27 protein-coding genes are annotated in these 26,901 nt (G+C 68.1%); 13 read left to right on the top strand and 14 right to left on the bottom strand.

All coding sequences use genetic code 11. The features are described 5' to 3' along the window. Nucleotides 1-52: 52 nt before the first annotated feature. On the bottom strand, nucleotides 53-1,747 hold the full coding sequence (locus G578_RS0120365; protein WP_028795807.1) for a glycine/sarcosine N-methyltransferase: 1,695 nt from the start codon (nucleotides 1,745-1,747) through the stop codon (nucleotides 53-55). A 632-nt stretch (nucleotides 1,748-2,379) separates the two neighbouring features. Here G578_RS0120365 and G578_RS30330 point away from each other — a divergent pair. The 6 genes from G578_RS30330 to G578_RS0120335 all read left to right on the top strand — a co-directional run bounded on the left by G578_RS30330 (nucleotide 2,380) and on the right by G578_RS0120335 (nucleotide 6,162). Beyond that, nucleotides 2,380-2,508, top strand: coding sequence for a hypothetical protein (locus tag G578_RS30330; RefSeq protein ID WP_281169189.1), 129 nt, complete (start codon nucleotides 2,380-2,382; stop codon nucleotides 2,506-2,508). Then, nucleotides 2,505-3,296, top strand: a complete 792-nt coding sequence (locus G578_RS27360; protein WP_084619057.1) for a MotA/TolQ/ExbB proton channel family protein — start codon at nucleotides 2,505-2,507, stop codon at nucleotides 3,294-3,296. Before G578_RS30330 ends, G578_RS27360 begins: the two co-directional genes overlap by 4 nt. Next, complete coding sequence (locus tag G578_RS0120350) at nucleotides 3,232-3,681, top strand: ExbD/TolR family protein (RefSeq protein ID WP_084619056.1); 450 nt, start codon at nucleotides 3,232-3,234, stop codon at nucleotides 3,679-3,681. The genes G578_RS27360 and G578_RS0120350 overlap by 65 nt, the downstream gene beginning before the upstream one ends. 10 nt (nucleotides 3,682-3,691) lie before the next feature. Beyond that, nucleotides 3,692-4,129: an ExbD/TolR family protein gene (locus tag G578_RS27355; RefSeq protein ID WP_038015212.1), complete on the top strand. Its 438-nt coding sequence runs from the start codon at nucleotides 3,692-3,694 to the stop codon at nucleotides 4,127-4,129. Continuing rightward, nucleotides 4,129-5,199, top strand: coding sequence for an energy transducer TonB (locus G578_RS0120340; RefSeq protein ID WP_028795805.1), 1,071 nt, complete (start codon nucleotides 4,129-4,131; stop codon nucleotides 5,197-5,199). Before G578_RS27355 ends, G578_RS0120340 begins: the two co-directional genes overlap by 1 nt. A 78-nt stretch (nucleotides 5,200-5,277) precedes the next feature. Continuing rightward, nucleotides 5,278-6,162, top strand: coding sequence for an intradiol ring-cleavage dioxygenase (locus tag G578_RS0120335; RefSeq protein ID WP_028795804.1), 885 nt, complete (start codon nucleotides 5,278-5,280; stop codon nucleotides 6,160-6,162). A gap of 66 nt (nucleotides 6,163-6,228) precedes the next feature. Here G578_RS0120335 and G578_RS0120330 read toward each other — a convergent pair whose 3' ends face one another. The 7 genes from G578_RS0120330 to G578_RS0120300 all read right to left on the bottom strand — a co-directional run bounded on the left by G578_RS0120330 (nucleotide 6,229) and on the right by G578_RS0120300 (nucleotide 12,940). After that, nucleotides 6,229-7,731 carry a bifunctional metallophosphatase/5'-nucleotidase gene (locus G578_RS0120330; RefSeq protein WP_169400889.1) on the bottom strand — a complete coding sequence of 501 codons (1,503 nt, stop codon included), beginning with the start codon at nucleotides 7,729-7,731 and terminating at the stop codon, nucleotides 6,229-6,231. A 131-nt stretch (nucleotides 7,732-7,862) separates the two neighbouring features. Then, nucleotides 7,863-8,558, bottom strand: coding sequence for a glutathione S-transferase family protein (locus G578_RS0120325; RefSeq protein WP_028795802.1), 696 nt, complete (start codon nucleotides 8,556-8,558; stop codon nucleotides 7,863-7,865). Continuing rightward, the gene (locus G578_RS0120320; RefSeq protein WP_028795801.1) at nucleotides 8,555-9,760 is read right to left on the bottom strand and encodes a CaiB/BaiF CoA transferase family protein; all 1,206 of its coding nucleotides are present in this window, start codon (nucleotides 9,758-9,760) and stop codon (nucleotides 8,555-8,557) included. Before G578_RS0120320 ends, G578_RS0120325 begins: the two co-directional genes overlap by 4 nt. A 165-nt stretch (nucleotides 9,761-9,925) precedes the next feature. Next, on the bottom strand, nucleotides 9,926-11,023 hold the full coding sequence (gene modC / locus G578_RS0120315) for a molybdenum ABC transporter ATP-binding protein (RefSeq protein ID WP_051245065.1): 1,098 nt from the start codon (nucleotides 11,021-11,023) through the stop codon (nucleotides 9,926-9,928). Then, entirely contained in the window at nucleotides 11,020-11,703 is a 684-nt protein-coding gene (modB, locus tag G578_RS0120310) for a molybdate ABC transporter permease subunit (protein WP_028795799.1), read from the bottom strand. The genes modC and modB overlap by 4 nt, the downstream gene beginning before the upstream one ends. A gap of 12 nt (nucleotides 11,704-11,715) precedes the next feature. Next, the gene (gene modA, locus G578_RS0120305) at nucleotides 11,716-12,474 is read right to left on the bottom strand and encodes a molybdate ABC transporter substrate-binding protein (RefSeq protein ID WP_028795798.1); all 759 of its coding nucleotides are present in this window, start codon (nucleotides 12,472-12,474) and stop codon (nucleotides 11,716-11,718) included. Between the two features lie 100 nt (nucleotides 12,475-12,574). Further along, nucleotides 12,575-12,940, bottom strand: a complete 366-nt coding sequence (locus tag G578_RS0120300; protein ID WP_028795797.1) for a winged helix-turn-helix domain-containing protein — start codon at nucleotides 12,938-12,940, stop codon at nucleotides 12,575-12,577. A gap of 255 nt (nucleotides 12,941-13,195) precedes the next feature. Between G578_RS0120300 and G578_RS0120295 the strand changes: the two genes are divergently transcribed. The 7 genes from G578_RS0120295 to G578_RS27350 all read left to right on the top strand — a co-directional run bounded on the left by G578_RS0120295 (nucleotide 13,196) and on the right by G578_RS27350 (nucleotide 20,559). After that, nucleotides 13,196-14,446 carry an amino acid ABC transporter substrate-binding protein gene (locus G578_RS0120295; RefSeq protein WP_084619054.1) on the top strand — a complete coding sequence of 417 codons (1,251 nt, stop codon included), beginning with the start codon at nucleotides 13,196-13,198 and terminating at the stop codon, nucleotides 14,444-14,446. Between the two features lie 126 nt (nucleotides 14,447-14,572). Then, nucleotides 14,573-15,472, top strand: a complete 900-nt coding sequence (locus tag G578_RS0120290; RefSeq protein ID WP_028795795.1) for a branched-chain amino acid ABC transporter permease — start codon at nucleotides 14,573-14,575, stop codon at nucleotides 15,470-15,472. After that, entirely contained in the window at nucleotides 15,469-16,533 is a 1,065-nt protein-coding gene (locus G578_RS0120285) for a branched-chain amino acid ABC transporter permease (RefSeq protein WP_028795794.1), read from the top strand. Before G578_RS0120290 ends, G578_RS0120285 begins: the two co-directional genes overlap by 4 nt. Then, complete coding sequence (locus tag G578_RS0120280) at nucleotides 16,530-17,288, top strand: ABC transporter ATP-binding protein (RefSeq protein WP_038015211.1); 759 nt, start codon at nucleotides 16,530-16,532, stop codon at nucleotides 17,286-17,288. Before G578_RS0120285 ends, G578_RS0120280 begins: the two co-directional genes overlap by 4 nt. Beyond that, nucleotides 17,288-18,157 carry an ABC transporter ATP-binding protein gene (locus G578_RS0120275; protein WP_028795792.1) on the top strand — a complete coding sequence of 290 codons (870 nt, stop codon included), beginning with the start codon at nucleotides 17,288-17,290 and terminating at the stop codon, nucleotides 18,155-18,157. Before G578_RS0120280 ends, G578_RS0120275 begins: the two co-directional genes overlap by 1 nt. Before the next feature lie 156 nt (nucleotides 18,158-18,313). Beyond that, complete coding sequence (gene tcuA / locus G578_RS0120270) at nucleotides 18,314-19,816, top strand: FAD-dependent tricarballylate dehydrogenase TcuA (protein ID WP_028795791.1); 1,503 nt, start codon at nucleotides 18,314-18,316, stop codon at nucleotides 19,814-19,816. A gap of 86 nt (nucleotides 19,817-19,902) precedes the next feature. Beyond that, on the top strand, nucleotides 19,903-20,559 hold the full coding sequence (locus G578_RS27350) for a GntR family transcriptional regulator (RefSeq protein WP_425425916.1): 657 nt from the start codon (nucleotides 19,903-19,905) through the stop codon (nucleotides 20,557-20,559). A 105-nt stretch (nucleotides 20,560-20,664) separates the two neighbouring features. Here the strand turns inward: G578_RS27350 and atpF are convergent, their stop codons facing one another. The 6 genes from atpF to smc all read right to left on the bottom strand — a co-directional run bounded on the left by atpF (nucleotide 20,665) and on the right by smc (nucleotide 26,897). Then, nucleotides 20,665-21,147 carry a F0F1 ATP synthase subunit B gene (gene atpF, locus G578_RS0120260; RefSeq protein ID WP_028795790.1) on the bottom strand — a complete coding sequence of 161 codons (483 nt, stop codon included), beginning with the start codon at nucleotides 21,145-21,147 and terminating at the stop codon, nucleotides 20,665-20,667. Further along, entirely contained in the window at nucleotides 21,147-21,755 is a 609-nt protein-coding gene (locus tag G578_RS0120255; protein ID WP_051245062.1) for a F0F1 ATP synthase subunit B family protein, read from the bottom strand. The genes atpF and G578_RS0120255 overlap by 1 nt, the downstream gene beginning before the upstream one ends. 60 nt (nucleotides 21,756-21,815) lie before the next feature. Then, on the bottom strand, nucleotides 21,816-22,040 hold the full coding sequence (locus tag G578_RS0120250) for an ATP synthase subunit C family protein (RefSeq protein ID WP_028795788.1): 225 nt from the start codon (nucleotides 22,038-22,040) through the stop codon (nucleotides 21,816-21,818). A gap of 63 nt (nucleotides 22,041-22,103) precedes the next feature. Continuing rightward, the gene (locus G578_RS0120245; RefSeq protein ID WP_028795787.1) at nucleotides 22,104-22,829 is read right to left on the bottom strand and encodes a F0F1 ATP synthase subunit A; all 726 of its coding nucleotides are present in this window, start codon (nucleotides 22,827-22,829) and stop codon (nucleotides 22,104-22,106) included. Between the two features lie 3 nt (nucleotides 22,830-22,832). Next, the gene (locus G578_RS0120240; RefSeq protein WP_028795786.1) at nucleotides 22,833-23,228 is read right to left on the bottom strand and encodes an AtpZ/AtpI family protein; all 396 of its coding nucleotides are present in this window, start codon (nucleotides 23,226-23,228) and stop codon (nucleotides 22,833-22,835) included. A gap of 201 nt (nucleotides 23,229-23,429) precedes the next feature. Further along, complete coding sequence (smc, locus tag G578_RS0120235) at nucleotides 23,430-26,897, bottom strand: chromosome segregation protein SMC (RefSeq protein ID WP_028795785.1); 3,468 nt, start codon at nucleotides 26,895-26,897, stop codon at nucleotides 23,430-23,432. Nucleotides 26,898-26,901: the final 4 nt, after the last annotated feature.

The following is a 26,901-nucleotide window of genomic DNA, read 5'->3' as shown; positions in this document are numbered from 1 at the left end:
GCGGGGCTGCGGTTCTGCGCGCCACGCCCCGACGCCGAATTGTCGGGATCGCTCAGTCCGGCTTGCGGAAGATCTGGATGCCCCAGGCGAGATAGCCGGCATCGGCCGCCTTCACCCAGTTCTCCAGGCCGACGATCATCTTGTCGAGGTAGTCGACCGACGCGCCGCTGTCGCGCAGCTTGTCGTAGTTGGCCACCAGATCCTCGCGCACCCGGTCGTAGTGGGTCCGGAGCTGGTTGGTCATCTCGCGCTGCTCGACGGTCTCCAGGCCGACCGAGGAGGCCGCCTCGCGGTAGAACCGCATGGAGCCGAGCGAGGTGAGCTGGAGGCGGTCATAGACCGGCTGCAGCACGCCTTCCGGCACGTCGTCGGCCTGCATCGGGTCGGTGAAGATGAAGTAGCCGCCCGGCTTCAGCACCCGGTGCACCTCGGCCAGCACCTTGGCGCGCTGATCGGAGTGCAGGATGGCGTCCTGGCTCCACACCACGTCGTAGCTGCCTTCGGGTTCCGGGATGTCCTCGAACACGCCGTGGATGACCTTGATCTTGTCGGCCAGCCGGTCGCGCCGGATCTTGTTCCGGTTGGTGTCGTTCTGGATCTCGGAGATGTTCAGGCAGGTCGCCGTGTTGCCGTAACGCTTCACCAGACGGCGCATCGCCCCGCCATACCCGGCGCCGATGTCGAGCACCCGGGTGTTCTGGTCGAGGCCTGGCAGCGCTTCCGCCATCTTGTCGATGGTTGTGTCGCTGGCTTCGCGGATCACCCTGGTGTCGTCATAGATGCCGACATGCAGATCCTCGCCGCCCCACACCATGCTGTAGAAGGTGTCGGCGTCTTCGCTGTCGTAATAGTCCTCGGCCACGTCGCGGACATCGGTCTCGCCTTCGTCGCGACTGCCGCCGCCCCAGCGCACGACGTGCAGGGTCGACTTCTCCGCCACGTGGATGAAGAAGTCCGGCTCGGAATCCGCGTAGGTCTCCTGGAAGTCGCCATAGGTGCGCACGCGCTGGAAGCCGGCTTCCGACAGCAGGCGGCGCACGTAGTTCTTACGGATCGGGCACATGTTGAGCGTGTACTCGGAGCCGTCCGGGAAGCTGTACTTGAAGCGGGCCAGGCCTTCGTCGATATGCTCCGGCTCGGCCGTCACCTTGTCGCCGGCGTAGTAGAACTTGTGCTTGGTGCTGAAACCATGGTCGAGGATGGAGTCGTAGTTGCGCTGGTCGAGGATCAGGATCCCGTCATGCTTCAGCGCGGCATAGAACTCGGCCAGGGCACGGCGCCGGTCGGCCTCGGTGTGCAGGTGGGTGAACGAGTTGCCGAGGCAGATGATCGCGTCGTACTTGCCCTGGATGTCGCGGTTCAGCCAGCGCCAGTCGGCCTGCACCGTCTTCAGGATCAGGCCGCGGGCCTGGGCGTTCTGAAACGCCTTGGCGACCATCGCCGCCGATCCGTCGGCGGAGGTCACATTGAAGCCGGCCTCCTGCAGACGCACCGAGTGGAATCCTGTTCCGCAGGCGACGTCGAGCACGGTCTCCTTGCCGCGGGCCCGCAGCACGTCGATGAAGAACTGGCCTTCGCCCTCGGCCCGGGCGCGCCAGTCGATCAGCTCGTCCCACTTCTCCACGAAGGACATGATGTACTCGCCGCGATAGAGGTCGGTGTCGCGGTTCTCAAGCGGGTTCTCGCCATATGCCTGTTCGTCGAGTTGTAGCTCGGCGTTTGTCGTCTGTCGGGCGGTCTGCTCCATGATGGCCTCCGGTCGTTGTGGGGGACCGGGCGTCCGGGGGTGCATAAAAAGGAGCCGCCTTTGGCTCTTCCTACGGCCTCCCGGCCCGATCGCGGGTCTGGACCGTCCCGCGGTAAGGTCCGCGCGGAACGGTGATGCGAAATCTTGATCCGGTCGCGACTACCCCGGACGGCGACCTCGGAAAGGCCGCGCGGCCCGGGCCGCGGCGGTCTTGCTGGCGGGCGCTTTCGTCCCGCGTTCTTGATTTTGGCGTGACGGGGATGGGATCGCCGCCCGCAGCCTGCTGCACCGCCTCCGGACAGAGCTCGGAGACAACCGACCTAGGCGCGTGTCGGTTGCATCATGTTTAGTGTCCTAATTTCGACATAACAAGCCGGAATACGACACAAAACCGGGTTGACATCGCCTAGTGGGTTGATCGCATTCGATAAAGCCGGGCTGAAAAAATCTCATATTCTCCCGTTATTTAGCTCTGACCGGGGGTGCGTTCAGCGCCAATCGGGCACCGCGACGCACGCTGAGTGCGCCTTGGGTCGGCGAGGCGCCGCAGCGCAGCATCTAGATGCTTGCGAATGAGAGTCGCTCGCAATAAAGTCCGCAGCGACCGATTTCCGAATCAAGGAGCCGATAACATGCGCAGGCCCCCGTGCGCGATCCGCCTCGACGTCCGCCAGCCGGACGACAGGCAGCCGGACGACAGGCAACTGGGCGACCGAACAAGGGTCGGCCACGTGGTGTCGGCATGGCAGGTGGCGGCATGAACGATACGACCGATGCTGCCGCTGTGACCGACGCCGCCGATGCCGCGCTGGCCATCGGCGCGGCGGAGCCGGACTGGTTCACCAGCCTCACCGACATGCTGGCGGCGGGAGGCCCGGTGGTGGCGATCCTGCTCGCCATGTCGGTGATCGCGCTGGCCATCGTGCTGGTCAAGCTCTGGCAGTTCCGGTCGGCGCGCCTGGGCGACCGGAACTCTGTTCGCAACGCCCTGGCCCTGGTGCGGGCCGGCCGGCCGCATGACGCGCTGTCGCTGGTGCGCAGCAAGCGCAATCCGGTGGCCCAGGCGGTCGCCCGGACGCTGATCGGCCAGTTGCGCGGCCTGCCGGACCACAAGGTCCGCGAGGAGGCCGTGCGCTATGGCGGCGACATGCTGGAGGAGCTGCGGGGCTATCTGCGGCCGCTGGAGGTGATCGCCTCGCTGGCGCCGCTGCTGGGTCTGTTCGGCACCGTACTCGGCATGATCGGCGCGTTCCAGCAGTTGGAGGCGGCCGGCAACCAGGTGAACCCGGCCGTGCTGTCCGGCGGCATCTGGGAGGCGCTGCTGACCACCGCGGTCGGCCTCGCGGTCGCCATTCCGGCGGTTGCGGCCCTGAACTGGCTGGAGCGTGTCGTCGAGCGCACCGCCCACGACATGGACAGCGCCATCACGGGCGTCTTCACACAGGATCTCTCCACGATGGTGGGGGAAAGCGACGGTCATGGCTATGAGCGCGAATTCGAACGTGGACGCGGGCCTGCCCGACTACGCACCGCCGCGGCTGGCGAATAGCGGGCGGCGGCGCCGGTCGGTCATCAGCCTGACGCCGCTGATCGACGTGGTGTTCATCCTTCTGGTGTTCTTCATGCTGGCGTCCAGCTTCCTGGACTGGCGGACGATCGATCTGGCGGCTCCGGCCTCGGCCGGGGCCGGCGCGTCGATGACCGGGGCCATGCTGCTGGAGGTCCGGCAGGACGGGCTGCGCCTGAGCGGGCACATGGTCTCCCTGGACGAGGCCGAGAGCAGGATTATGGCCAAGGTGCGCGAGAAGCCGGATCAGCGGGTGCTGATCAAGCCGGCGGACGGCGTGGCCCTGCAGGACACGGTGCGCGTGCTCGACCGGCTGTCGGCGGCCGGCGTCGCCAACATGTCCTTCGTGCGCACCGGCAGCCGGTAGGAGGTGCGCCGTGTCTCTCGCCAACCAGTCTCTCGTCCAACAGTCTCTCGGGCGCCGGCGCCCGAAGAACGAGGATGACCGCATCCTGCCGCTGATCAACGTGGTCTTCCTGCTGTTGATCTTCTTCATGCTGGCCGGCCGGCTGGCGGCGTCCGACCCGTTCCGGATCGACCCGCCGGTCTCCGCCAGCGAGGGGCTGGTGACGGTGGAGGATCTGCTGGTCCAGGTGGGCGTCGACGGCCGCCTCGCCCTGAACGGTGAGGAGATGGGCGAGGAGGCGCTGGGCGCCGCCGTGGCCGGGCGGATCTCCGACGGCGGCCCGGCTCCTGTGCGGCTGAAGGCCGACGGCACGGTCCCGGCCACCCGGGTGGTCGCCATCATGGAGGTTCTGCGAACCGCCGGCGTGAAATCCGTCCAGCTCCTGACCCTCCCCGCCGGAGACGGATGATGCGGATCCGCTCGCGCCATATGGGCCTGGCGATCGGCGTCGCGCTGGCGATCCATGTCGCCGCCGCCATCGCCATGGTTCTCGAGCCGGAAAAGAAGGGTGCGGCCGCCACCGGCATGGGCGGCATCCAGGTCTCGCTCGGTCCCTCCGGCGGGGCGCCAGGCAGCGTCGCCCAGGTGGTGAGCGAGGTCGACAAGGCCGACCCCGTCGACCCGACCGCGGCCCCGGTCGCCAAGCCCGACACCGTCCGACCGGAGACGGCAGATCCCCAGGAAACACCGCCCGAAACGGCGCGGCCCAGCGAGCCACCGCCGCCGGCTCCGGTGGATGCCGCCGTCGAGACCGCCGAGGTCGTGCAGCAGGTCGACGAGGTCATCGCCATCGCCAGGCCCGAGAAGGTGGAGACCCCGCCGCCGCCGGAACCGGTGAAGATCGAGCGTCCGGAGCCGGCCGAGACGCCGGTGGAGGTGAAGCCCGAGCCGGTCACCGTCGCCCGGGTCGAGCCCGAGGCGCCGCCGTTGGAAACCCCGCCGATGCCCGTGACCCGGCCGGAGCCCCCGACGCCGCAGAAGCCTCCGAAGCCGCAGAAAACCGAGGCCGAGCCGACCCCGGCGCCGCAGCAGACCGCCGCCCTGGCGGTTGAGGCCCCGGTTGAGGCCCCGACCAGTGCCCAGGCTCAGCCCGCCGCGTCGCAGACCCAGGGCGCGGCCGGCCGCAGCGGTGTCGGTCGGTCCCCGCTGTCCGGAAGCGCTGAGTCGAGCAGCGGCGGCGGCCGGCCGGGCGTGTCGGTCGACTACGCCTCGATCCTGCAGGCCTGGCTGGAGGACCATAAGGAATACCCCCGGCGCGCCCGCAGCCGGCGCCAGGAGGGGGTGGTGATGCTGTACTTCGTCATGGACCGGGCGGGCCATGTGCTCGAGTACCGGATCGACCGCAGCTCCGGCCACGACCTGCTCGACCGCGAGGTTGAGCAGATGATCCGCCGTGCCCAGCCGCTGCCGCCTCTGCCGGCGGAGATGACCCAGGCCCGTCTGGAGCTGGTGGTTCCGGTGCAGTTCCAGCTGCGTTAGGCGCATCGCTGGGGCACGCCGATTGTCGCGACCGTCCGATCCTCTTTATCCTGGCGGAAACTGTCAGGGAGGCGGGACATGCCGGGTACCGAGGGTTCGACCAGTTATTTCACCGAGGACACCTCCGTGGAGACGGTGCTCGCCCGTATGGGGGAACCGGAGAACCCGCGCCTGGCCGAGGTCATGCGCGCCGTCATCGCCCACCTGCACGCGGTGGTGAAGGAGGTCGAGCCGACCTATGCCGAGTGGATGGCGGCGATCCGCTTCCTGACCGAGACCGGCCGGATGTGCGACGACAAGCGCCAGGAATACATCCTGCTGTCCGATGTGCTGGGCGTGTCGATGCTGGTGGATGCGATCAACACGCGGCGGCCGGAGGGCGCGACCGAGAACACGGTGCTCGGCCCGTTCCATGTGGAAGGCGCGCCCGATCTGGCCATGGGCGACACCATTTCCCAGGACGGGATCGGCGAACCGCTGGTCGTCAGCGGTCGGGTGGTGGATGGTGACGGCAGGCCGGTCGAGGGGGCGGTGATCGACACCTGGCAGACCAGCCATGACGGCTTCTACGACCTGCAGCAGCCCGGCCAGCAACCGGAGAACAATCTGCGCGGCGTGTTCCGCACCGGCGCCGACGGCCGGTTCTCCTACCGGTCGGTCAAGCCGAGTTTCTACCCCATTCCCGACGACGGCCCGGTCGGCCAGCTCCTGCACGGACTGGGCCGCGGCAACATCCGCCCGGCCCACCTGCACTATATCGTCAGCGCGCCCGGCTTCGAGACGGTGACGACCCATATCTTCGTCCATGACGACGCGTATCTGGACAGCGACGCGGTGTTCGGAGTGAAGGAGAGCCTGATCCGCACCTTCATCCGCCACGACGACCCGGCCCGGGCGGCGGAGTTCGGCGTGGCGAACCCGTTCTGGACGGTGGAGACCGACTTCGTCCTGGTGCCGGTGTAACGTCTCATAAGAAAACGGCCCGCATTGGAAGATGCGGGCCGTCTTGTGTCCGAAGAGGTGGGGTGGTCAGTCGACGCGTTTGATGCGGCCGTTCACCGTTGGCGAGATCGTGCTGCGCTGGATCACGTAGTCGATCACCTGGGTGGCCAGCAGGCCGCCGGCGTCCTTGTCCACCAGAACCTTGCTGCCCTTGAACATGCCGTAGCCGTCGCCGCCGGTGCCGACATAGTCGTTGGTGGCCAGGGTGTAGACCTTGTTGTCGTCCAGCGGCTGGTCGTGCACCAGCACCTGCAGGATGCGCTGGCCGACCGGCTTGGAGGCGTCGAAGCTGTAGGTCATGCCGGAGACTTGCGGGAACCGGCCCTGGCCGTCCTCGATGCCGCTCACCCCATGCTCCAGGGCCTCGCGGACCTGCTTGCCGGTCACCTCCAGCTTCACCGTGGTGTTGCCGAAGGGCAGCTCGGTGAGGACCATCTTGCGGGTGATCTGGGTCCCGGCGGGGTAGAGGGTGTCACCGCGGATGCCGCCGCCATTGGCGATTGCGATATCAGCGCCGGTGGCCTCGCGGCTGGCATCGGCGACCAGATTGCCGAAGGTGGTTTCCTGCGACCGGATTGCGGCCCGGCGCGTGTCCAGATCGACGCCGCTGGAGCCGATCACCTGGCCGAGTTCGCGGTCGAGGGCGGCGGTGTACTCGTCCACCTGGGCCTGGACCGTCGGCTCGGGCGTGACGTCTGCGGTCGCCACCAGGTCGAAGGACGGCGACCAGACGAGGCTCATCTTCCCGCGCTTCTCGACCTTGTCCATGACGATCACGGTCTTGGCGATGAACTCCCCCTGGGAGCCTGACGAGGCGGTCATGTCGCGGCCGTCATAGACGATGCGGGCGAGGTGGTCGTGGCCGCCCAGCACCAGATCCACGTCCTTCACCGAGCGGGTCAGGCCCCGCTCCAGGGACTCGCCGCCATGGCTGAGCACGATGACGAAGTCGGCGCCCAACTCCTTGACGGCGCCCGCGGCGGACGTCGCGGATTCGGTGTAGTCGGCGAACGCGACACCCGGCCCCGGGCTGGCCAGGAAGGTGGTGTCCGGCGTGGTCAGGCCGATCAGCCCGATCTTGTAGCCGTTCATGTCGATGATTTGCGGCCCTTTGACACCCGGGAAGGGCTTGCCGTCCAGGGTGACGTTGATGGAGATCCAGGTGAAGTCGGACTCCGCAACCCGGGCCTTCAGCACCTCGTCACCGAGGTCGAATTCGTGGTTGCCGAGGGTCGCGTATTGGATGCCGACCTGTTCGGCCAGCTCGATCATGTGCGCGCCCTTGTCGATGCCGCTCATCAGCGAGGGCGAGATCAGGTCGCCACCGAAGGTGACCAGCACGAAGGCGCCTTCCGCCTCCGCCGCCTTCTTCTCCGCAGCGATGACGGAAGCGACCTTGCCGGCGCTCTCCATCTTGTCCCAGTCGTTGAGGTGCAAAAGCACCAGTTTCAGCGGCTCGGCGGCCGCGGGTCCGGCAAGCGCGGCCACGGCCACGAGCGCGAACGTAAATGTGCGCAGGAAGGAGAACATCATCGACTCCATCGATCAGCGGAAGGCGGAAGAACCTGACTGTAACAGTAATGTAACCCGCGGGTTGCACCAACATGCGTTGGCAACCGATCGTAGCTGATGGTGGTGACGGTTTGGCGGTGGAGGGGGACCTACCGCCTCACGCTCGCGCCGCTCTGGGTGAAGAGGATCTTGCGCTCGGCGTCGTCGGGCGGGGCGGAGCGGCGGAACTCCTTGCCCAGATCGACCGCCCGCTGCACGGCGGGCCGGTCCTTGATCGCCGCCCGCCAGCGGCTCACGTTCGGATAGGCCTCCAGCGAGGCCCCCAGCGGCTTGGCGATCAGGACCCAGGGCCAGCAGATCATGTCGGCGATGGTGTAGCTGTCGCCGACGATCCACTCCCGCCCCTCCAGCCGGCGTTCCAGGACGGAGACGCAACGGTCGTATTCGTTGAGATACCGGGTCTTGGCGTAGGGCACGTCCTCCGGCGCGTAGTTCACGAAATGGCTGAGTTGGCCGGCCATCGGACCCTGGTTGCCGGTCTGCCAGAACAGCCATTCCAGCACTTCCTTCTCGCCCACCGGATCGGTGGGGATGAAGCGCCCGGTCTTGCGCCCCAGGTAGTGCATGATCGCCCCGGACTCGAAGACGGAGACCGGGTCTCCCTCCGTCCCATGGTCGACGATGGCCGGCATCCGGTTGTTCGGGCTGATCGCCAGGAATTCCGGCGTGAACTGGTCGCCCTTGGAGATGTTCAGCGGGATCAGCTTGTAGTCGGTCCCCAGCTCCTCCAGCAGGATCGCGACCTTCCAGCCGTTCGGCGTGGGCCAGTAGTAGAAGTCGATCATACCGCGTCCTCCTCCTTGGTGCCGGCCACCCCGTCGGCGCGCAGGGCGGCGATCTCGTCGGCCGTGAAACCGGCGGAGGCCAGTAGCGCGTCGGTATCGGCACCGAGGACCGGCGCGCCGTGGGACAGGTCCGGCTCGCTGACGGAGAAGGTCGCCGCCGGGCGAGCCTGGCGCACCTTGCCGGCCTGGGGGTGGTCGAGCTCGACCACGATGCCGGTCGCCCGGATCTGCGGATGGTCGATCATGGCCGAGCGGGTCAGCACCGGCGCGCAGGGCACGTCATGGGCCTCCAGCCGTTCCAGCCAATGGGCCGAGCTGTCGGTCGCCAGCACCTCCTGGGTCAGGGTGAGCCGGTCGTCGATGTTCTCGTGCCGCAGGGCCGGGGTCAGGAAGCGCGGGTCCTCCAGCCATTCGGGTCTTTCCAGGGCGGCGGTCAGCGATTTCCACTGCTTGTCGGTGTTCACCGCCACGGTGATGTGGCCGTCGGTGGTCTCGTAGATCAGGTCGATGAAGCTGGCCGCCTTCTCCTGGGCGAACTCGCCGCCGACGAAGGTCTGGCTGCCCATGTCGGAGTGCCACAGGAAGTCGATCACGCTGTCCAGCATGGAGACCTTCACGTGCTGGCCCTCGCCGGTGCGCTCGCGCTTCAGCAGGGCGGCGGTGATGGCCTGGGCGGAGGTATAGCCGGTCAGCTTGTCCGGGATGATCGTGCGCACGAGCCGCGGCCGGGCGTCGTCCGACCCGCCCTGGATCGAGGTCAGGCCCGACAGCGCCTGGACCAGCGGGTCGTAGACCGGCTTGTCGGCATAGGGGCCTTTGTCGCCGAAGCCGCTGATCGAGCAGTAGACGATGGAGGGGTTCGCCGCCCGCACCGCCGCCTGGCCCAGGCCCATGCGATCGACCACCCCGGGGCGGAAGTTCTGCACGAAGGCATCCGCGGTGGCCGCCAGCTTCAGCACCGCCGCCACGCCGCGCGGGTCCTTCAGGTTGAGGGCGACCGACTTCTTGGAGCGGTTGTTGTTCAGGAACGAGGCGGAGAAACCGCCGCGCCGGTTGGCCATGGCGCGGGTGAAGTCGCCGCCGGCCGGGTGCTCGATCTTGATCACCTCGGCCCCCTGGTCGGCCAGCATCATGGTGCCGAGCGGGCCGGAGACCACGTTGGTCAGGTCGATGATGCGGAAGCCTTCGAGCGGTCCGGCCATGGCGTGCGGTCTCCCCGTGTTGCCCTCCTGCGTGGATGCAAGGTCGTGTGCAGGCGCGCGGAGTCAACCACTGCGGCCCACGAACGGGTACCGAGAAGGCGCGGAAGAGCTATTCGCGAAATAGAATTAATCGAAGCGTCGATTGGGTCTGTTTCGGCAAGGCGGCTACCGCCCGTCGAACGAGATGGTCTTCACCAGAGCATAGACCCGGGTGCCGGGCGTGAGGCCGAGCTCGGCGACCGACTCCCGCGTGACCCGGGATCGCAGACGCACGCCGCCGGGGATCTCCACCAGGGTCTCGGCATAGGGTGCGTCCTCGGCTGCGGCGATCTCGACGATGTGGCCGGACAGCCGGTTGCGGATGCTGATCCCCTCCGGCGGCCGGGTCGCCAGCGCCACGTCGCGGGCCCGGATCCGCAGGCGCACCCGTTCGCCGACGGCCACCTCGACCCGGGGGATCGACACCGGCTGGCCGGCGAGGTCGAGGCGGGTGAGCTGATAGCCGGTGTCGTGTCCGGTCACGACGGCCGTCAGCAGCACCCCGGCCTCGAACCTGCCGGTGGCCGGCTCCAGATCCAGCCGCTCCAGGATCGATCCGACATCGCCCTCGGCGATCACCTTTCCGGCGGAGAGCATCACCATGCGGTCGGCCAGCCTGCTCACTTCGGCAAGGTCATGGCTCACATAGATCGCGGGGATCGGCAGCGCGTCGTGCAGCCGCTCGAACGTTGTGAGGATGTCGGCCCGCGACGCCTCGTCCAGGGCGGAGAGCGGCTCGTCCATCAGCAGCAGGCGCGGGGCCGACAGCAGCGCCCGGCCGATGGCGACGCGCTGGCGCTCGCCGCCGGACAGCCGGTCCGGTCCGCGCTCCAGCAGCCGCTCCAGGCCGAGCAGGGCGACGGCCTCGTCGAAGCCGATCACCGGCGTCTGATCAGCGGCGCGGCGGGCGCCGTAGAGCAGGTTGCGCCGCACCGAGAGATGCGGGAACAGGCTCGCCTCCTGGAACACGTAGCCGACCGCGCGCCGGTGGGGCGGGACGCGGAGGCCGGCCGCGTCGTCCTGCCAGGTCTCGTCGCCGACGGCGAGGCGGCCGGACAGCCGGGCCAGTCCGGCCATGGCCCGCAGGACCGTCGTCTTGCCCGAGCCGGAGGGTCCGAACAGGGCGGTGATGCCCTGCATCGGGGCGGTGAAGGCGACGTCCAGGGAGAACCCGCCCATGGTGCCGGCGAACCGCGCGTCGATGCGGTCGGACAGCGAGGTCATGACCGCGCCCGCCCGATGCGCTTCTCCAGCACCAGCATGGCCAGGATCACGGTGAAGGCGAAGGCCACCATGCCGCCCGCCAGCAGATGCGCCTCGGTCCAGCGCAGGGTCTCCACGTAGTCGTAGATGGCGATCGACAGCACGCGGGTCTCGCCCGGAATGTTGCCGCCGATCATCAGGATCACCCCGAACTCGCCCATGGTATGGGCGAAGCCGAGCACCGCGCCGGTCAGGAAGCCGCGCCGGGCCAGCGGCACCGCCACGCTCCAGAATGCGTCCCACGGCCCGGCCCGCAGGGTTGCGGCGACCTCGAGCGGCCGGTCGCCCATCGCCTCGAAGGCGTTGCGGACCGGCTGGACGACGAAGGGCAGCGAGTAGACGACCGAGCCGATCACCAGCCCGGTGAAGGTGAAGGCGAGCGACCGGGCGCCGCCCAGCGACGCGATCCAGCCGCCCGGCCCGTCGGGACCGAGCAGGATCAGCAGGTAGAAGCCGAGCACCGTCGGCGGCAGCACCAGGGGCAAGGCGACGATCGCGGCCACCGCCTCCTTCCAGCGGGCCGGCGATCGGGCGAGCCACCAGGCGATCGGCGTGGCGACCACCAGCAGGACCAGGGTGGTCACCGCCGCCAGGATCAGGGTCAGGCGGACCGGGGACCAGAGCTCGGCGAAGTCGGGCATGGGGCGCTTCCCTCAACCGCCCGGCGCGTAGCCGTATTTGTCGAGGATCGCCAGGGCCTGCGGGCCCTTCAGGAAGGCCATGAAGGCGAGGGCGGCGTCGCGGTCGGCCGCCGATTTCAGCAGCACCGCATCCTGGGCGATCGGGTCGTGCAGGTGATCCGGCACCATCCAGCGCGAGCCGTCGTCATGGCCGGCGACCTGCGAGGCGGCGACCAAGCCGAGCCGGGCGTTTCCGGTGGCGACGAACTGATAGGTCTGGGCGATGTTGGCGCCCTGCACCAGATCCTCCGCGAACCGGTCGCGCTTGCCGAGATGGGTCAGCACCTGCATCGCCGCCGCACCGTAGGGCGCGGTCTGCGGGTTGGCGATGGCGAGCTTGCCGAGGCCGTCGCCGTCCAGGGTCTCGGGGCCGGTGACCAGCCCCGTCTCGCGGCTGTACAGCGCGAGCCGCCCCTTGGCGTAGGTGAACAGGTGATCGGGGTCGCCCAGACCCTCGGCGACCGCGCGCTGCGGGCGGGTCCGGTCGGCGGCGAGGAAGATGTCGAAGGGTGCGCCGCCGGTGATCTGGGCGAAGAGCTGGCCGGTGGAGGCGAAGCTGAAGACCGCGTGATGCCCGGTCGCCGTGTCGAAGGCGGCGCCGATCTCCTTGGCCGCGTCGGTGAAATTGGCGGCGACCGCGATCCGCACCTCGCCGGCCCGCGCGGCGGCCGCCGCGGCGACGAGGAGCAGGGCGAGAAGCAATACCTGGGCGAGGCGGCTCAGCGTGGACATCGAAGTCCGATATGTCTAATTGAACATATCGGGACGGTGTCACGTCGCGAGACCCCGGTCAACCGGCGTTCGGCGGCCGGTACCCGTCCCGTCGGAGGGCTCATTCCTTCTGGAGCGCGAGCAGGCGTTGCAGCTCCGCCAGTTCGGACTTGGTGGCTGCGGCGGCCTGGTCCTCCATGCGCCGGTAGAGGTCCAGCACGGTCCGGCCAAGCTCGGTCAGCTCGGCGCCGCCCCGGGCCGATCCGCCGCGGGTCGTGGTGACCAGCGGGGTGCCGAAATCCTCCTTCATCCCTTCCACCAGGACCCAGGCGCGCTTGTAGCTCATGCCGAGACGGCGCCCGGCCGCGGCGATGGATCCGGTTTCGACGACGCCCTGCAGCAGGTCCGCCTTGCCGGGGCCGACGGCGACGTTCGGGGCGATGACCACCCTGAGGCGGGGGCCGAGAGTTTGGTTCCAGGGACGCATGGCGGGAGCTTAGCCGGTCTCAAACGCCTTGGGCAGCGCGGCGTGAATGCATCGTATGCGGCCCTTGGGCGGTAATATTAAATCCTTTGAATCCATACAGATGGATTAAATATTTCAAAACTCCTTCCCAGCGGGGTGGGGATTTTCTAGTGTTTCGTACATCGCACCGTCGGCATCAGAACAGGCGGGCGGGTTCGCAGGACCGGAAAACGGCCGCGAACCGACATAAGGAACGAAGCTAAGGGAGGCAGTTCCATGATCATCACGCGCAAGCATCTGCGCACCATGACCGCTGCGGTCGCTGGTGTCGCGGCTCTCGGCATGGCCGCCACGGCGCAGGCCAAGGTCGAGGGCGACACCATCATCCTTGGTGCGGCGATCTCGCTGACCGGCAAATACGCGACCAACGGCGTGCATGCCCAGAAGGGCTACGATTTCGCGGTCGACAAGATCAACGAGACCGGCGGCGTCACCGTCGACGGCAAGTCCTACAAGCTGAAGGTCGTCTACTACGACGACGAGTCGACCCCGGCCCGCGGCGCCGAGCTGGCCGAGCGGCTGATCAACCAGGACGGCGTCAAGTTCATGCTTGGCCCGTACAGCTCCGGCCTGACCAAGGCGATCGCGCCGGTGACCGAGAAGTACAAGATCCCGATGGTCGAGGCGGAGGGCGCCTCGCGCTCGCTGTTCACCCAGGGCTACAAGTACATGTTCGCGGTGCTCTCCACCTCCGAGCAGTACCTGGCCAGCGCCATCGAACTCGCCGCCGAAGTGGCGGAGAAGCAGGGCAAGAAGGCGTCGGACGTGACGATCGCCATGGCCTTCGAGAACGATCCGTTCTCGCTCGACGTGCGTGCCGGCGTGGTCGACGACGCCGAGAAGTTCGGCATGAAGATCGTCGTCGACGACAAGCTGCCCCGCGACCTGTCCGACATGACCTCGACCCTGACCAAGGTGAAGGCGCTGAAGCCCGACCTGCTGGTCATCTCCGGTCACTCCAAGGGGGCCGCGACCGCTGCCCGGCAGATCCAGGAGCTGAAGATCGACGTGCCGATGGTGGCGATGACCCACTGCGAGGCCGCCGACATCACCGCCAAGTTCGGGGCCGGTCCGACCGAGGGCATCCTGTGCCCGACCCAATGGTCCGAAACGCTGGCCTACAAGGACGACCTGATGGGCACTGCGGCGCAGTACAACTCTGACTTCCAGAAGGCCTATCCGGAATACTCGACGGTGCCGTATCAGACCGCCATGGCCAGCATGGCCGTGCAGGTCTGGGCCGACGCCTTCGAGCGGGCCAATTCCTTCGACACCGAGTTGCTGCGCGACGCGTTGGCGGACACCGAGATGCAGACCTTCGCCGGCAGCGTGAAGTTCTCGGAGGCCGGCAACAACATCGCCAAGCCGATGGTGCTGCGTCAGATCCAGGACGGCGAATATCTGGTGGTCGCGCCGACCAAATGGGCGGCGGCCGAGCTGCGCTATCCGCGTCAGCCCGAGTATTGATCGCACCCTGACCGACGACGGCGGGAGAACCTGCGTTCTCCCGCCGTTCGCGTTGCCGTGCACCGGGGCCGCCGGTCCGCGTGAGACCGAGCGTCCGCGCCGCCGTCCCGGAACAGGAGCGAGAGCATGATCGACAATCTCCTTCTTCTGACCCAGGTGCCGATCCTCGGTGTCGACCTGGTGATCCAGGGGCTGTTCATCGGCGCCATCTTCGCGCTGGTCGCCTATGGCCTCGCCTTGGTCTGGGGCGTGATGAACGTCAAGAACCTGGCGCAGGGCGACATGGTGATCCTCGGGGGCTACATCTCCTATCAGGCCACGCTCTGGGGCTATCACCCGATCGTCGCCCTGCCGGTCGCCATCGTCGTCATGTTCATGCTCGGCTGGCTGATCTACGCGGTGATCATCCGCCGGGTGGTCGACCGCGACATGTTCACCTCGCTGCTCGCCACCTTCGGGCTCAGCCTGCTGATCCAGCAGATCCTGAACCTGATCTACGGCCCCGAGGTGAAGGTGGCCGATGCCGGCTTCGGCGATTTCGAGCTCGGCACCTTCATCGTCATCCAGAACGTGCGGCTCTACAGCCTGCTGATGGCGGCGGCGCTGGCGCTGGCGATCGTGATCTTCATGAAGAAGTCGCGCATGGGCCAGGCGATCCGCGCCACCGCCCAAGACGCCCGCGCCGCCCGGGTTCTCGGCATCGACACCGATCAGGTCTACGCCTTCACCTACGCGCTGAACGCCGCGATCTGCGGCGCCGCCGGGGTGCTGGTGGCGATGATCTGGGTGATCCAGCCCTATTACGGGATCGTCTACTCGATCCGCGCCTTCATCATCGTGACGGCCGCCGGCCTCGGCAATCTGCCCGGCGTGATCCTGACCGGCTTCGGCCTCGGGGTCTGGGAGAACGTGGCCGGCTTCGTGTTCGGCGCCGAGTTCGCGGTCGCCGCCGTCGTCCTCATGCTGGTGGCGGTGCTGATGTACCGCCTCGTCCAGCTCTACCGCGTGCGCCAGGTGGTCCGATGACGTCCTCAGCCTCTCTCGACCTCAAGCTCTACGGGGTTCTGATCGCCGTGGCGGTGCTGGTGCCGCTGTTCGCGCCGAACTACATCCAGACCGTCGCCGTCATGTGGCTGATGATCCTGATGGCAATGACCTGGGACATCACCGGCGGGCAGATGGGTTACAACTCGCTGGGCAACGTGGTGTTCTTCGGCATCGGCATGTACGCCTCGGCGATCGTGCAGATCTCGCAGTTCAGCGACGTCGCCGACTACACCGCCTCGTTCGGCGCCATCGTCGTCGACTTCACCCCGGGCCAGTACTTCACCGGCCTCGGCCTCGGCCTGGCGGCGGGCGGGATCGCGGCCGCGATCTTCGCGCTCCTGATCGGTCCGGCGATGCTCGGGCTGCGCGGGCCGTATTTCGCCATCGGCACCCTCGGCCTCGCCATCGCCGTGGCCGAGCTGGTGTCGGGCTGGGAGTATGTCGGCGGCGGCGGCGGCATCTCCATGCCGGTCTATCCGGGTCCGCCGGCGGCCGGCCCCTTCACCTTCTACATCCTGCTCGGGCTGCTCACCCTGGCCGCGCATCTGTTCGTGCGCTGGCTCTACTCGACCCAGTTCGGCCTCGCCATCAACGCGATCCGCGACGACGAGGACAAGGCGGAGGCGATGGGCATCCACACCAACCGCTACAAGACCATCGCCTGGGCCGTCGCCGCGTTCTTCATGGGCGTGGGCGGGGCGATCTTCGGCAACATGTCCGGCTTCATCGAGCCGCTGGAGGTGGCGTTCCCGACCACCACCTTCGGCATCTTCATGGTCGCCATGGCCCTGCTCGGCGGCAAGGGGACGCTGTGGGGGCCGGTGCTGGGCGCGGTGCTGTTCCACATCGTCAAGCAGGTCACCTGGACCTATCTGCTCGGCTGGCAGTGGGTGGCGCTGGGCGCGATCATCATCATCAACATCGTCTACTTCCAGCAGGGCATCCTCGGCTGGGCCCAGGACAAGTGGCCGGAGGCCTTCGGGCTGACGGTCGACAGGGGCGGGGCGGCACGGCCGGCCGCCGGGGAGGCTGCGGAATGACCGGTGAAATCCCCAATGTCATCGAGGTCCGCGGCGTCTCCAAGTCCTATGGCGGCGTGCAGGCCAATACCGACATCTCCATCGACGTGCCGGACGGCATGATCACCGGGCTGATTGGACCGAACGGCTCCGGCAAGACCACCCTGTTCAACTCGATCGTCGGCTACCATCCGATCGACAGCGGCTCGATCCGGTTCCAGGGCAAAGAGATCTCCAAGCTGCGGGTGCCGGACATCGCCCGGCTCGGTATGCTGCGGACGTTCCAGCAGACCCGGATCTATTCGAAGATGAACTGCATGGACAACATGCAGATCTCGGTCAGCCACCGGGACACCTCGCCCTTCGCCATCTTCGCCCTGCGCGACCGGGGCGAGATCGTCGAGGAGGCCGAGCGGCTGCTGGAATTCGTCGGCCTCTACGAGAAGCGGTTCCTCATCTCCGGCGACCTGAGCTTCGGTCAGCAGAAGCTGCTCGAATTCGCCATGGCGCTGATGAACCGACCCAAGGTCCTGCTGCTGGACGAACCGACGGCGGGCATCAACCCGACCCTGATCAACGGCCTGATCGACCGGCTGAAACGGGCCAACGAGGAGCTCGGCGTCACCCTGTTCGTCATCGAGCACAACATGCGGGTGATCATGAACCTGGCCGGCAAGATCTCCTGTCTCGCCCATGGGGAGCTGCTGGCCACCGGGACACCGGACGAGCTGCAGAACGATCCCCGCGTGGTCGACGCCTATCTGGGAGCGCATTGATGAGCGAGCAGACCGGAACCGACCGCAGCACCCGCGGCTATGGCAGCGGCGACGTCTCCACCGTGATCTCGGTGGAGGACGTGACCAGACAGGCCCGGGCCATCGCCGAGCAGGGTCCGAGCGTCGCCGAGCTGGACGCCCTCTGCGTGGGCGAGCCGTTCGTCGAGATCAACGACCTGCGTGCCGGCTACGGCAAGATGCAGATCCTGCACGACTTCAACCTGCGGGTCGGCAAGGGCCAGTCGCTCTGCCTGATCGGCCCGAACGGGGCGGGCAAGTCGACGGTGCTGCATTCGGTCTTCGGCTTCACCAACATCTTCTCCGGCAGCATCGTGGTCGGCGGCACCGACGTCACCCGGATGAGCCCGCAGCAGAAGCTGCGTTCCGCCGGCATCGCCTACATCCTGCAGGACAAGTCGGTCTTCCCCGGCATGACCGTGGAGGAGAACCTGCTGATGGGCGGGTTCCTGAAGGACAAGCCGGCCGAGGCCAAGGCGGCGGCGGAGCGGGTGTTCGACAAGTACGACCGCCTCGCCGCCCGGCGCAACAAGCCGGCCGGCGTGCTGTCCGGCGGCGAGCGGCGCCTGCTGGAGATCAGCCGGGCCCTGGTGATGGAGCCCGACGTGCTGCTGGTCGACGAGCCGTCCATCGGCCTGGAGCCGCGCTTCATCGACATGGTGTTCGAGATCCTGAACGACCTGCAGCGGGTCGACGGCAAGACCATCGTCATGGTCGAGCAGAACGCCAAGAAGGGTCTGGAGTTCGCCGATCTGGGCTATGTGCTGGTCTCCGGCGAGATCGCCCTGGCCGGACGCGGCGACGACCTGCTGGAGAACCCGGAAGTCGGCCGTCTTTTCCTCGGCGGCTGATCCCTCGCCAGAAGTCCCAACAATCCGCGCATGCCGATGTTTGCGACGCTGGACAGCGTGCCGGACTGGATTGTATACAAAGATATACAAGCAGTTTGACCTAAGGTCCGGGTATCGCGGACCGGGCGCGTCGGCGCCGCAGAAGGAGAGGAAGTCATGGCTGAATGGGATGTCGTCGTTGTCGGTGCCGGTAACGCCGCACTTTGCGCTGCCCTGTCGGCGCGCGAGTCCGGGGCGTCGGTCCTGGTGCTGGAGCGTGCCGACGAGGACGAGGGCGGCGGCAACACCCGGTTCACCGCCGGCGCCATCCGCACGGTCTACAACGGGGTGGACGACCTGCGCGCCCTGATGCCGGACATCACCGACGAGGAAGTGGCGATCACCGATTTCGGCACCTACACCTCCGACCAGTTCTTCGACGACATGTTCCGGGTCACCCAGTACCGCTGCAACCCGGATCTGGCCGAGACCCTGATCACCTCGTCCTACGACACGCTGATGTGGATGAAGGGCAAGGGCGTGCGCTTCCAGCCGATCTGGGGCCGCCAGGCGTTCAAGGTCGACGGCAAGTTCAAGTTCTGGGGCGGCCTGACCGTGGAAGCCTGGGGCGGCGGCCCGGGACTGGTCGACGCACTGTGGAGTGCCGCCAAGAAGAACGGCATCGAGATCCGCTACAACACCCGGGCGCTGGCGCTGGAGTATGACGACGTCAAGGTCAGCGGCGTGAAGGTGAAGGGGCCGAACGGCGTGGAGACCATCGACGCCAAGGCGGTGGTCCTGGCCGCCGGTGGCTTCGAGGCCAATCCGGAATGGCGCACCCGCTACATGGGCCCGGGCTGGGAGCTGGCGAAGGTGCGCGGCACCCGGTTCAACACCGGCGACGGCATCCGCATGGCGCTCGACATCGGGGCCTGCCCGTACGGCAACTGGTCCGGCGGCCACGCGGTGGGCTGGGACTTCAACGCGCCGGAATTCGGCGACCTGGCGGTCGGCGACAACTTCCAGAAGCACTCGTATCCGTTCTCGATCATGGTCAATGCCGAGGGCAAGCGCTTCGTCGACGAGGGGGCGGACTTCCGCAACTACACCTACGCCAAATACGGCCGGGTCATCCTCAACCAGCCGGGCCAGATGGCGTGGCAGATCTTCGACCAGCAGACCGTCCACCTGCAGCGCGACGAGTACCGTATCCGTCAGGTGACCAAGGTCACCGGCGAGACGCTGGAGGAACTGGCCGGCAAGCTGGAAGGGGTCGACAAGAACGCCTTCCTGGCCGAGGTGAAGGCCTATAACGACGCGGTCCAGAGCGACGTTGAGTTCAACCCCAACGTCAAGGACGGCCGCGGCACCAAGGGGCTCTCGGTGCCGAAGTCGAACTGGGCGGTGCGCATCGAGCAGGGGCCGTTCGAGGCCTATCAGGTCACCTGCGGCATCACCTTCACCTTCGGCGGCCTGCGGATCGACGACCGCGGCCAGGTGGTCGATGTGGACCTGAACCCGATTCCCGGCCTGTACGCCGCCGGCGAGCTGGTCGGTGGGCTGTTCTACTTCAACTACCCGGGCGGCACGGGCCTGATGTCCGGCGCGGTGTTCGGCAAGCTGGCCGGCGCCGGTGCCGGCGAGGAGGCAACTTCGGGTCGTGCCAAGGCCGCGGAGTAAGGCATACTCGCCCCATGGCGCGGGGTCCGAAAAAGCCTGAAAAAGCAGGCAAGGAACCCGGCGGCGGTGACGCTGCCGGGCAGTCGATTACCGAGTCGCGGGGAGAGTGGGCCTACCACCGCCTGCGGCAGGCGATCCAGGCTGGCGAGCTGAAGCCGGGCGAACGGATCCGCGAGATCGAGATGGCGAAGCAGCTGGATGTCAGCCGCACGCCGGTCCGCGAGGCGCTGCGGCGGCTGGAGGCCGACGGGCTGCTTACCTTCGTGCCCTATCGCGGCATGATCATCGCCGAACTGGACCACCAGGCGGTGATGGAGCTGTACCAGATGCGCGAGGTGCTGGAGGGCACGGCGGCAGGCCTCGCCGCCCGCCATGCCTCGGAGGCCGAAATAACCCTGCTGCGCGACCTCATCGCCGCCGATCCGGGCGACGGCGACCCCAGGGCCCTGGCCACGCATAACCGGCAGTTCCACGGCACGCTCTACCGCGCCGCCCATAACCGCTATCTCCTGAAGACCTTGAACGTGCTCAGCGACGCCATGGCGCTGCTGGGCATGACCACCCTGTCGCTGACCGGCCGGTCCGGCACCGCGCGCCAGGAGCACCAGGAGGTGCTGGAGGCGATCGAGGCGCGGGATCAGGCACGGGCCGAGGCGGCGGCACGCTATCACATCCGCGAGGCCCAGCGGGCCCGCCTGCGGCTCATGTTCGACGGCCAGAAGCCCGAGGCCGACGTCGAATAGGGCTGCCGCCGAACAAACCTGCTGCCGAATAAGAAAACGGCCCGGGGATGGGATCCGCCGGGCCGTTATCCGTGTCGTGTCCGAGTGCCCTGACGGGCCGCTCCGTTACTGGAGGCGGGTCGGGATCTCCTCGATGGCGCCGGCGACCAGCTTCTTCTGGGTCGCGGCGTCCATGTTGTCCTCGATCAGGCGCCGGGTCGCGGCGACGGCAAGGTCAACCATCTGCGCCCGCACTTCCTGAAGCGCCTTGGCCTCGGCGGCCTGGATCTTCTCCATGGCGACCTGCTCGCGCCGGGCGAGAGACTGCTCCAACTTCGCCTCGGCCTCCTCGCGCAACCGCACCGATTCGGTCTTGGCGTGCTCCAGGATGGCCTCGGCCTCCTGCAGGGCGTCACGCTGGCGGCGCTGGTAGTCGGCCTTGGCGGCCTGGGCCTCCTCGCGAAGCGCCTGGGCCTCGTCGAGCTTGCGCTTGATCTCCTCGGCCCGCTTGTCGAGGCCGGCGACGATCGGGCGCCAGCCCTTCCAATAGGCCAGGGCCAGGAACAGGACGAAGGAGACGGCAACCCAGAATGTCGGATCGCTGAACATCAGGCGCCTCCCTGCATCGCGGCTTCAACCGCCTTGCCGACCTTGGCGTCGCTCACCTTGATGCCGGTCAGCTTCACCGTCGCCTCGGCGGCGGCTTCGCTGGCCACGGACTTCAGGCTCTCCAGAGCCTCGGTCCGCTGCTCGGCGATACGGGCCTCGGCGGCCTTGGTGGTCTCGGCGGTCTTCTTCGCCGCCTCGGCCTCGGCCGTGGCGTGGGAGGCCGCGATCTCGTCCATGGCCTTGCGCACAAGGGCATGGGCCTCGGACCGGGCGTCGGCGACAGCCTTCTCGTACTCGGCCTTCACCGCTTCCGCCTCGCCGCGCAGGCGGTCGGCGGTCTCGATGTCGTCCTCGATCCGCTCCTGCCGCTCTTCCAGCACGTCGGAGATGCGCGGAATCGCGACCTTCGACATGATGACGTAGAGCAGGATAAAGCTGACGATCAGCCAGAAGATCTGGGTCGGGTAGGTCGTGGCGTCGAGCTGCGGCAGGCCGCCGCCTCCGCCACCCTGGGCGTCCGTCGCCGCCCAGGACGGCACGGCTGCAGCCGCCATGGCGGCTGCGAGGCCGATGCGCCGAGACCAGCGGGTCACGCTGTTGGCGATCATGTCGTCATCCTCCTGACGGGGGTCGAGGGTGCCAGCCGGACAGCGGGCACCCGAACCGGATCAGGTGAACAGGATGAGGAACGCGATCAGCAGCGCGAACAGCGCAACGGCTTCCGTCAGGGCGAAGCCCAGAATGCCGATGCCGAAGACTTCGCCGCGGGCCGCCGGGTTACGGGCGATCGAAGCGATCAGGGTCGAGAAGATGTTGCCGATACCGACACCGACACCCATCAGGGCGATGACGGCAAGACCGGCTCCGATCATCTTGGCGGCTTCGAGTTCCATGGGTCTTATCCTTCCGTTCGTTGGGAGGTTAGAGTCAGGGTTGATGTCTCGCGACGGGACCGATCAATGCAGATGGATCGCGTCGTAGAGATAGATGCAGGTCAGGATCGTGAACACATAGGCCTGCAGCACGGCGACGAGGATCTCGAAGCCGGTCAGCGCGACGAGGACCAGCAGCGGCGCCACGCCGAACACCCCGAGGGCGACGACGAAGCCGCCGAACACCTTCATCATGGTGTGGCCGGCCATCATGTTCGCGAACAGTCGCACCGACAGGCTGACCGGGCGCGACAGGTAGGACAGGATCTCGATCGGGATCAGCAGCGGGGCCATGTAGACCGGCGCGCCCGACGGGAAGAAGAACGTGAAGAAGTGGAAGCCGTGCTTGATCAGCGCGACGATCGTGATCGCCACGAAGATCGTGATCGCCATGGCGAAGGTCACGATGATCTGGCTGGTGAAGGTGTAGCTGTACGGAATCATGCCCAGCAGATTGCCGACCAGGATGAACATGAACAGCGAGAAGATGAACGGGAAGTACGGTCGGCCTTCCGGACCGACATTCTCGCGCACCATGTTGGCGATGAACTCGTAGGACAGCTCCGCCAGCGACTGGATCCGCGTCGGGACCAGGTGACGGCCGCTCATCGACTGGGTCAGGAACACGCCGACCACGAAGGTCGCCAGGATCATGAACAGAGCCGAGTTGGTGAAGGAGATGTCCATGCCCGCGACATGGAGCTCCGGGCCAATGGTCTTGATCTGGAATTGTTCGACCGGAGACGCCACCTTCTACCCCTCTTTGTTTCCGCCGTCCGGCGATTCGCCGTCCGATTGCTGCGACCCTGTCGGGCCAACCCCGTCGGAGTCCTTGGTGTAGCCCACCGACAGACCCTGTCCGGTGGCCGCACGGTAGACGTTCATCATCCCGCCAGCGGCCCCAAGAAAGAAGAACACGATCAACATCCAGGGGGTAGTCCCCAGCCATTGATCGAGCCCGTATCCAATTGCCGCCCCCACCACGACGCCGGCCACCATCTCGACGCCGACGCGGAAGGCAACACCGATCGCGCTGTTGGGAAGACCCGGCTCCAGATCTTTGTTCAGCGACCCTTTCCCGCCGCCTCGCGCCCGCTTGACGCGGTCGGCAAGGCTGCTGAGCGAAGGAGGGGAGTTCTTGTCGTCCATTCCCCAGACCCGGAAGAGCGGGCTCCGCTAAAGTTGATCCGGACCCCGGCGCACCCATGGACGCGACGAATCCCGTGCTTGCCGGACCCCCAGCGAAGCGGCGCCACCATACGCAGGGGCCTTTGGGGTGTCAAGGCTGCGACCGCACTGCGAAAAACCGGGCAAGCGTTTGATTATAAATAAAAAATATTGCGGCTGTTTTCAGCCGGCGTCGCGCAGCCTCTCGGCGCGGGCCAGATCGACGGAGACGAGCTGGCTGACGCCGCGTTCCGCCATGGTGACGCCGAACAGCCGGTCCATGCGCGCCATGGTCATCCGGTGGTGGGTGATGATCAGGAACCGGGTGCCGGTCTCCTTCACGATGTCCTGCAGCAGCGCGCAGAACCGGTCGACGTTGGTGTCGTCCAGCGGCGCGTCCACCTCGTCCAGCACGCAGATCGGCGAGGGGTTGGTCAGGAACACCGCGAAGACCAGGGCGGCCGCCGTCAGGGCCTGCTCGCCGCCGGACAGCAGCGACAGGTGCTGCATCTTCTTGCCCGGCGGGCTGGCCATGATCTCCAGCCCGGCCTCCAGCGGATCCTCCGCCTCGGTCAGCTTCAGATGCGCCTCGCCGCCGCCGAACAGCCGCCGGAACAGGGTCTGGAAGTGGCCGTTCACCAGGTTGAAGGCGGCCAGCAGGCGCTCGCGGCCCTCCTTGTTCAGCGCGGCGATGGCGCTGCGCAGCCGCTGGATGGCGCCGATCAGGTCGTCGCGCTCGTGCTCCATGCCCTCGATCTGCTCGGTCAGTTCCTCCAGCTCGGTCTCGGCCCGCAGGTTGACGGGGCCCAAGGCCTCGCGCTCGCCGGACAGCCGGTCCAGGCTGCGCTGGGTCTGCTCGGCGTCGGGCAGGGGGGCTTCCGGATCGATGCCGGCCTTGGTCAGGATCTCGTCCGGCGCGCAGTCCAGCCGCTCCTGGATCCGCTCGCGCTCGACGCGCAGGGTCTGGTTGATCTGCTCGAGCTGGGATTCGGCGCGGATCAGCGCCTCGCGCGCCTCGCCGGCGGCGCGGTCGGCCTCGCGGGCGACCCGGTCCAGCTCGGTCTGCCGGCTCTCGGCGGAAACCAGGGCATCGGCCGCCTGCCGGCGCTTCGCCTCCGCCGCCTCGATCAGGGCCACGACCTTCTCGCGTTCCGCCGCGATCTCCTGCGGCCGCGAGGCGAGGCGGGCGATCTCCGCCTCCTCGCCTTGGCGGCGCGTATCGAGATCGGACAGGCGGGTGTCGGCCCGCTCGCGCCGCTGCTCCCAGGACTTGATCTCGCCTTCGGTGGCCGAGAGGCGGGTGCGGCGGGACTCGGCCTCGCGCACCAGCCGGTCGTGTTCGGTACGGGCTTCAACCAGCTCGGCGCGGCGCTCGGACAGGGCGGCGCGCAGCCGGGAGGAGTCCGCGCGCAGGGCCTCCACATCCGGCAGGGTCTTCAGCTCTTCCGCCGCCTGACCCTGGGCGGTGACCGCCTCCTCGCGCTCGCCGGCGAGCCGGGCGGCCCCATCGTCCAGGGCGGCGAGCTTGGTGTCGACGGCGGCGACCCGGGATTCGATCTCGGCGGCGGCGGATTTCGCCTTGGACAGGGCGTCGGAGGCCGCGTTGCGGGCGCGCCGCGCGGCCTCCACCGCGTCCTCGGCTTCGGCCAGCCGCGCCGCCGCGTGTTCGGCCTCCGAGCGGGCCACGTCCAGGGCGCCGCGGCGGTCGGCGAGCTGCCGGTCGAGCTCGGCCAGACGGTTGCGCCGTTCCAGGCGGATGGCGGCGGCACTCGGTGCGCCCGGGGTCTGCACGAACCCGTCCCAGCGCCACATGCCACCCTCTTTGGTGACGATGCGCATGCCGGGCGCGAGGGCCGGCTGGGCTGCGGCCGCGGCAGCCGGATGGGCGGCGATGCCGGTGCGGGCGAGGCGGGCGGCCAGGGCGGCGGGAGCCGTCACCTTCGGGGCCAGGGGCTCGATGCCGGCCGGCCACTCGGCCCCGCCCGTCTCCGCACCCTCGCGCCAGCCGCCGGCGGTCGGCGCGGCCTCTGCGTCGAGGGCGGGCGCCTCCAGATCGTCGCCCAGCGCCGCACCCAGGGCGGTCTCATAGCCCGGGGCGACGGTGACCGCATCGACGATGGGCGCGGCCTCGCTCTTGGCCTGCATCAGCAGGCGGCGCAGGCCGGTCGCCTCGGTCTCCAGCTCCGAGACGGCCGCGTCCATTTCCCGGGCGGCGGCACGGGCGGTCTTCTCCGCCTCCTGGGCGTCGTCGCGTGCCTCCTGGGCCGCGGGAATGCCGGCGTCGGCGGCGTCCGCCGCGGCAGCGGCCTCGGTGACGGTCTGTTCGGCGGCGGTGCGCTCGGCTTCCGGCACGGCCTGTCGAATAAGCTCGGCCCGGCGCTCGGCCAGGTCGGCCTGCTGACGGTCCAGCCGGGAGATCCGCTCCTCGGCCTGGCGCAACTGGCGTTCCAGGGCGGCGCGGCGGGCGTCGGCGACCGCGATCTCCTCGGTGGTCTTGTGGACCGCCTCCTCGGCCTCCTCGGCGTCGCGGTTGGCCTTGGTCAGGGCGGCACCGCTGGCCTCCTGGGCCTCCGCCTCGCCCTCGCCGGCGGCAATCAGTTCGTCGCGCTCGCCGGTCAGCCGGGCAAGGGCGGTCGCCGCCTCCTCCACCAGCGTCTTCTCGCGGGTCACGTCGTCGGCGATCTGGCGCAGGCGGGTCTCGGCCTCGCTGCGGGCGGTGGCGATCCGGCGTTCCTCGGCGTCCAGCTCGCTGCGGGTGACGGTCAGGTGCTGCAGCTCGGCCGAGGCCTCCGCCTCCCTCTGGCGCAGACCGGGCAGGCTGGCGGCGGAATCGGTCTGGGCGGCGCTGGCGGCGGCGGCCTCCTGGGTCAGGGCCGTCACCTTGTCGCGGGCGGCGGCCAGGGCGGCACCGGCCTTGCGCCGTTCCTCCATGGTGTGGGTCCAGCGGGCGTGCAGCACGATGGATTCGGCCTGACGGATCTTCTCGCTCAGCTCGCGATAGCGCTGGGCCTGCCGCGCCTGACGCCGCAGGGCGGCGCGCTGGCCTTCCAGCGCCTTCAGCACGTCGTCCAGCCGTTCCAGGTTCTGTTCGGCCGCCCGCAGCCGCAGTTCCGCCTCGTGCCGCCGGGTATGCAGGCCGCGGATGTTCGCCGCCTCCTCCAGCAGGGCGCGGCGGTCCGACGCCTTGGCCTGCACGATGCTGCCGATCTTGCCCTGGCTGACCAAGCCGGCGGAGCGCGCGCCGGTGGCGGCGTCGGCGAACAGGAGCTGGACGTCGCGGGCGCGGACGTCCTTGCCGTTCACCCGGTAGTGGGAGCCCTTCTCGCGCTCGATCCGGCGCACCACCTCCAGCTCGTCGGCCGAATTGAACTGGGCAGGCGCCCGGCGGTCGTCATTGGCGACGTACAGCCCGACCTCGGCCATGTTGCGGGCCGGGCGCTGTTCGGTGCCGCCGAAGATCACGTCCTCCATGCCGCCGCCGCGCATCTGCTTGGCGGAGGTCTCGCCCATGACCCAGCGCAGCGCCTCGACAAGGTTGGACTTGCCGCAGCCGTTCGGTCCCACCACACCGGTAAGCCCTTCCTCGATGAGCAGCTCGGTCGGCTCGACGAAGGACTTGAACCCGGTCAGACGCAGTTTGCTGAAATGCACCGTG

It is taken from the genome of Thalassobaculum salexigens DSM 19539 (assembly GCF_000423805.1).
Lineage (GTDB): Bacteria > Pseudomonadota > Alphaproteobacteria > Thalassobaculales > Thalassobaculaceae > Thalassobaculum > Thalassobaculum litoreum.
This window is presented reverse-complemented; position numbering and strand designations above follow the sequence as displayed.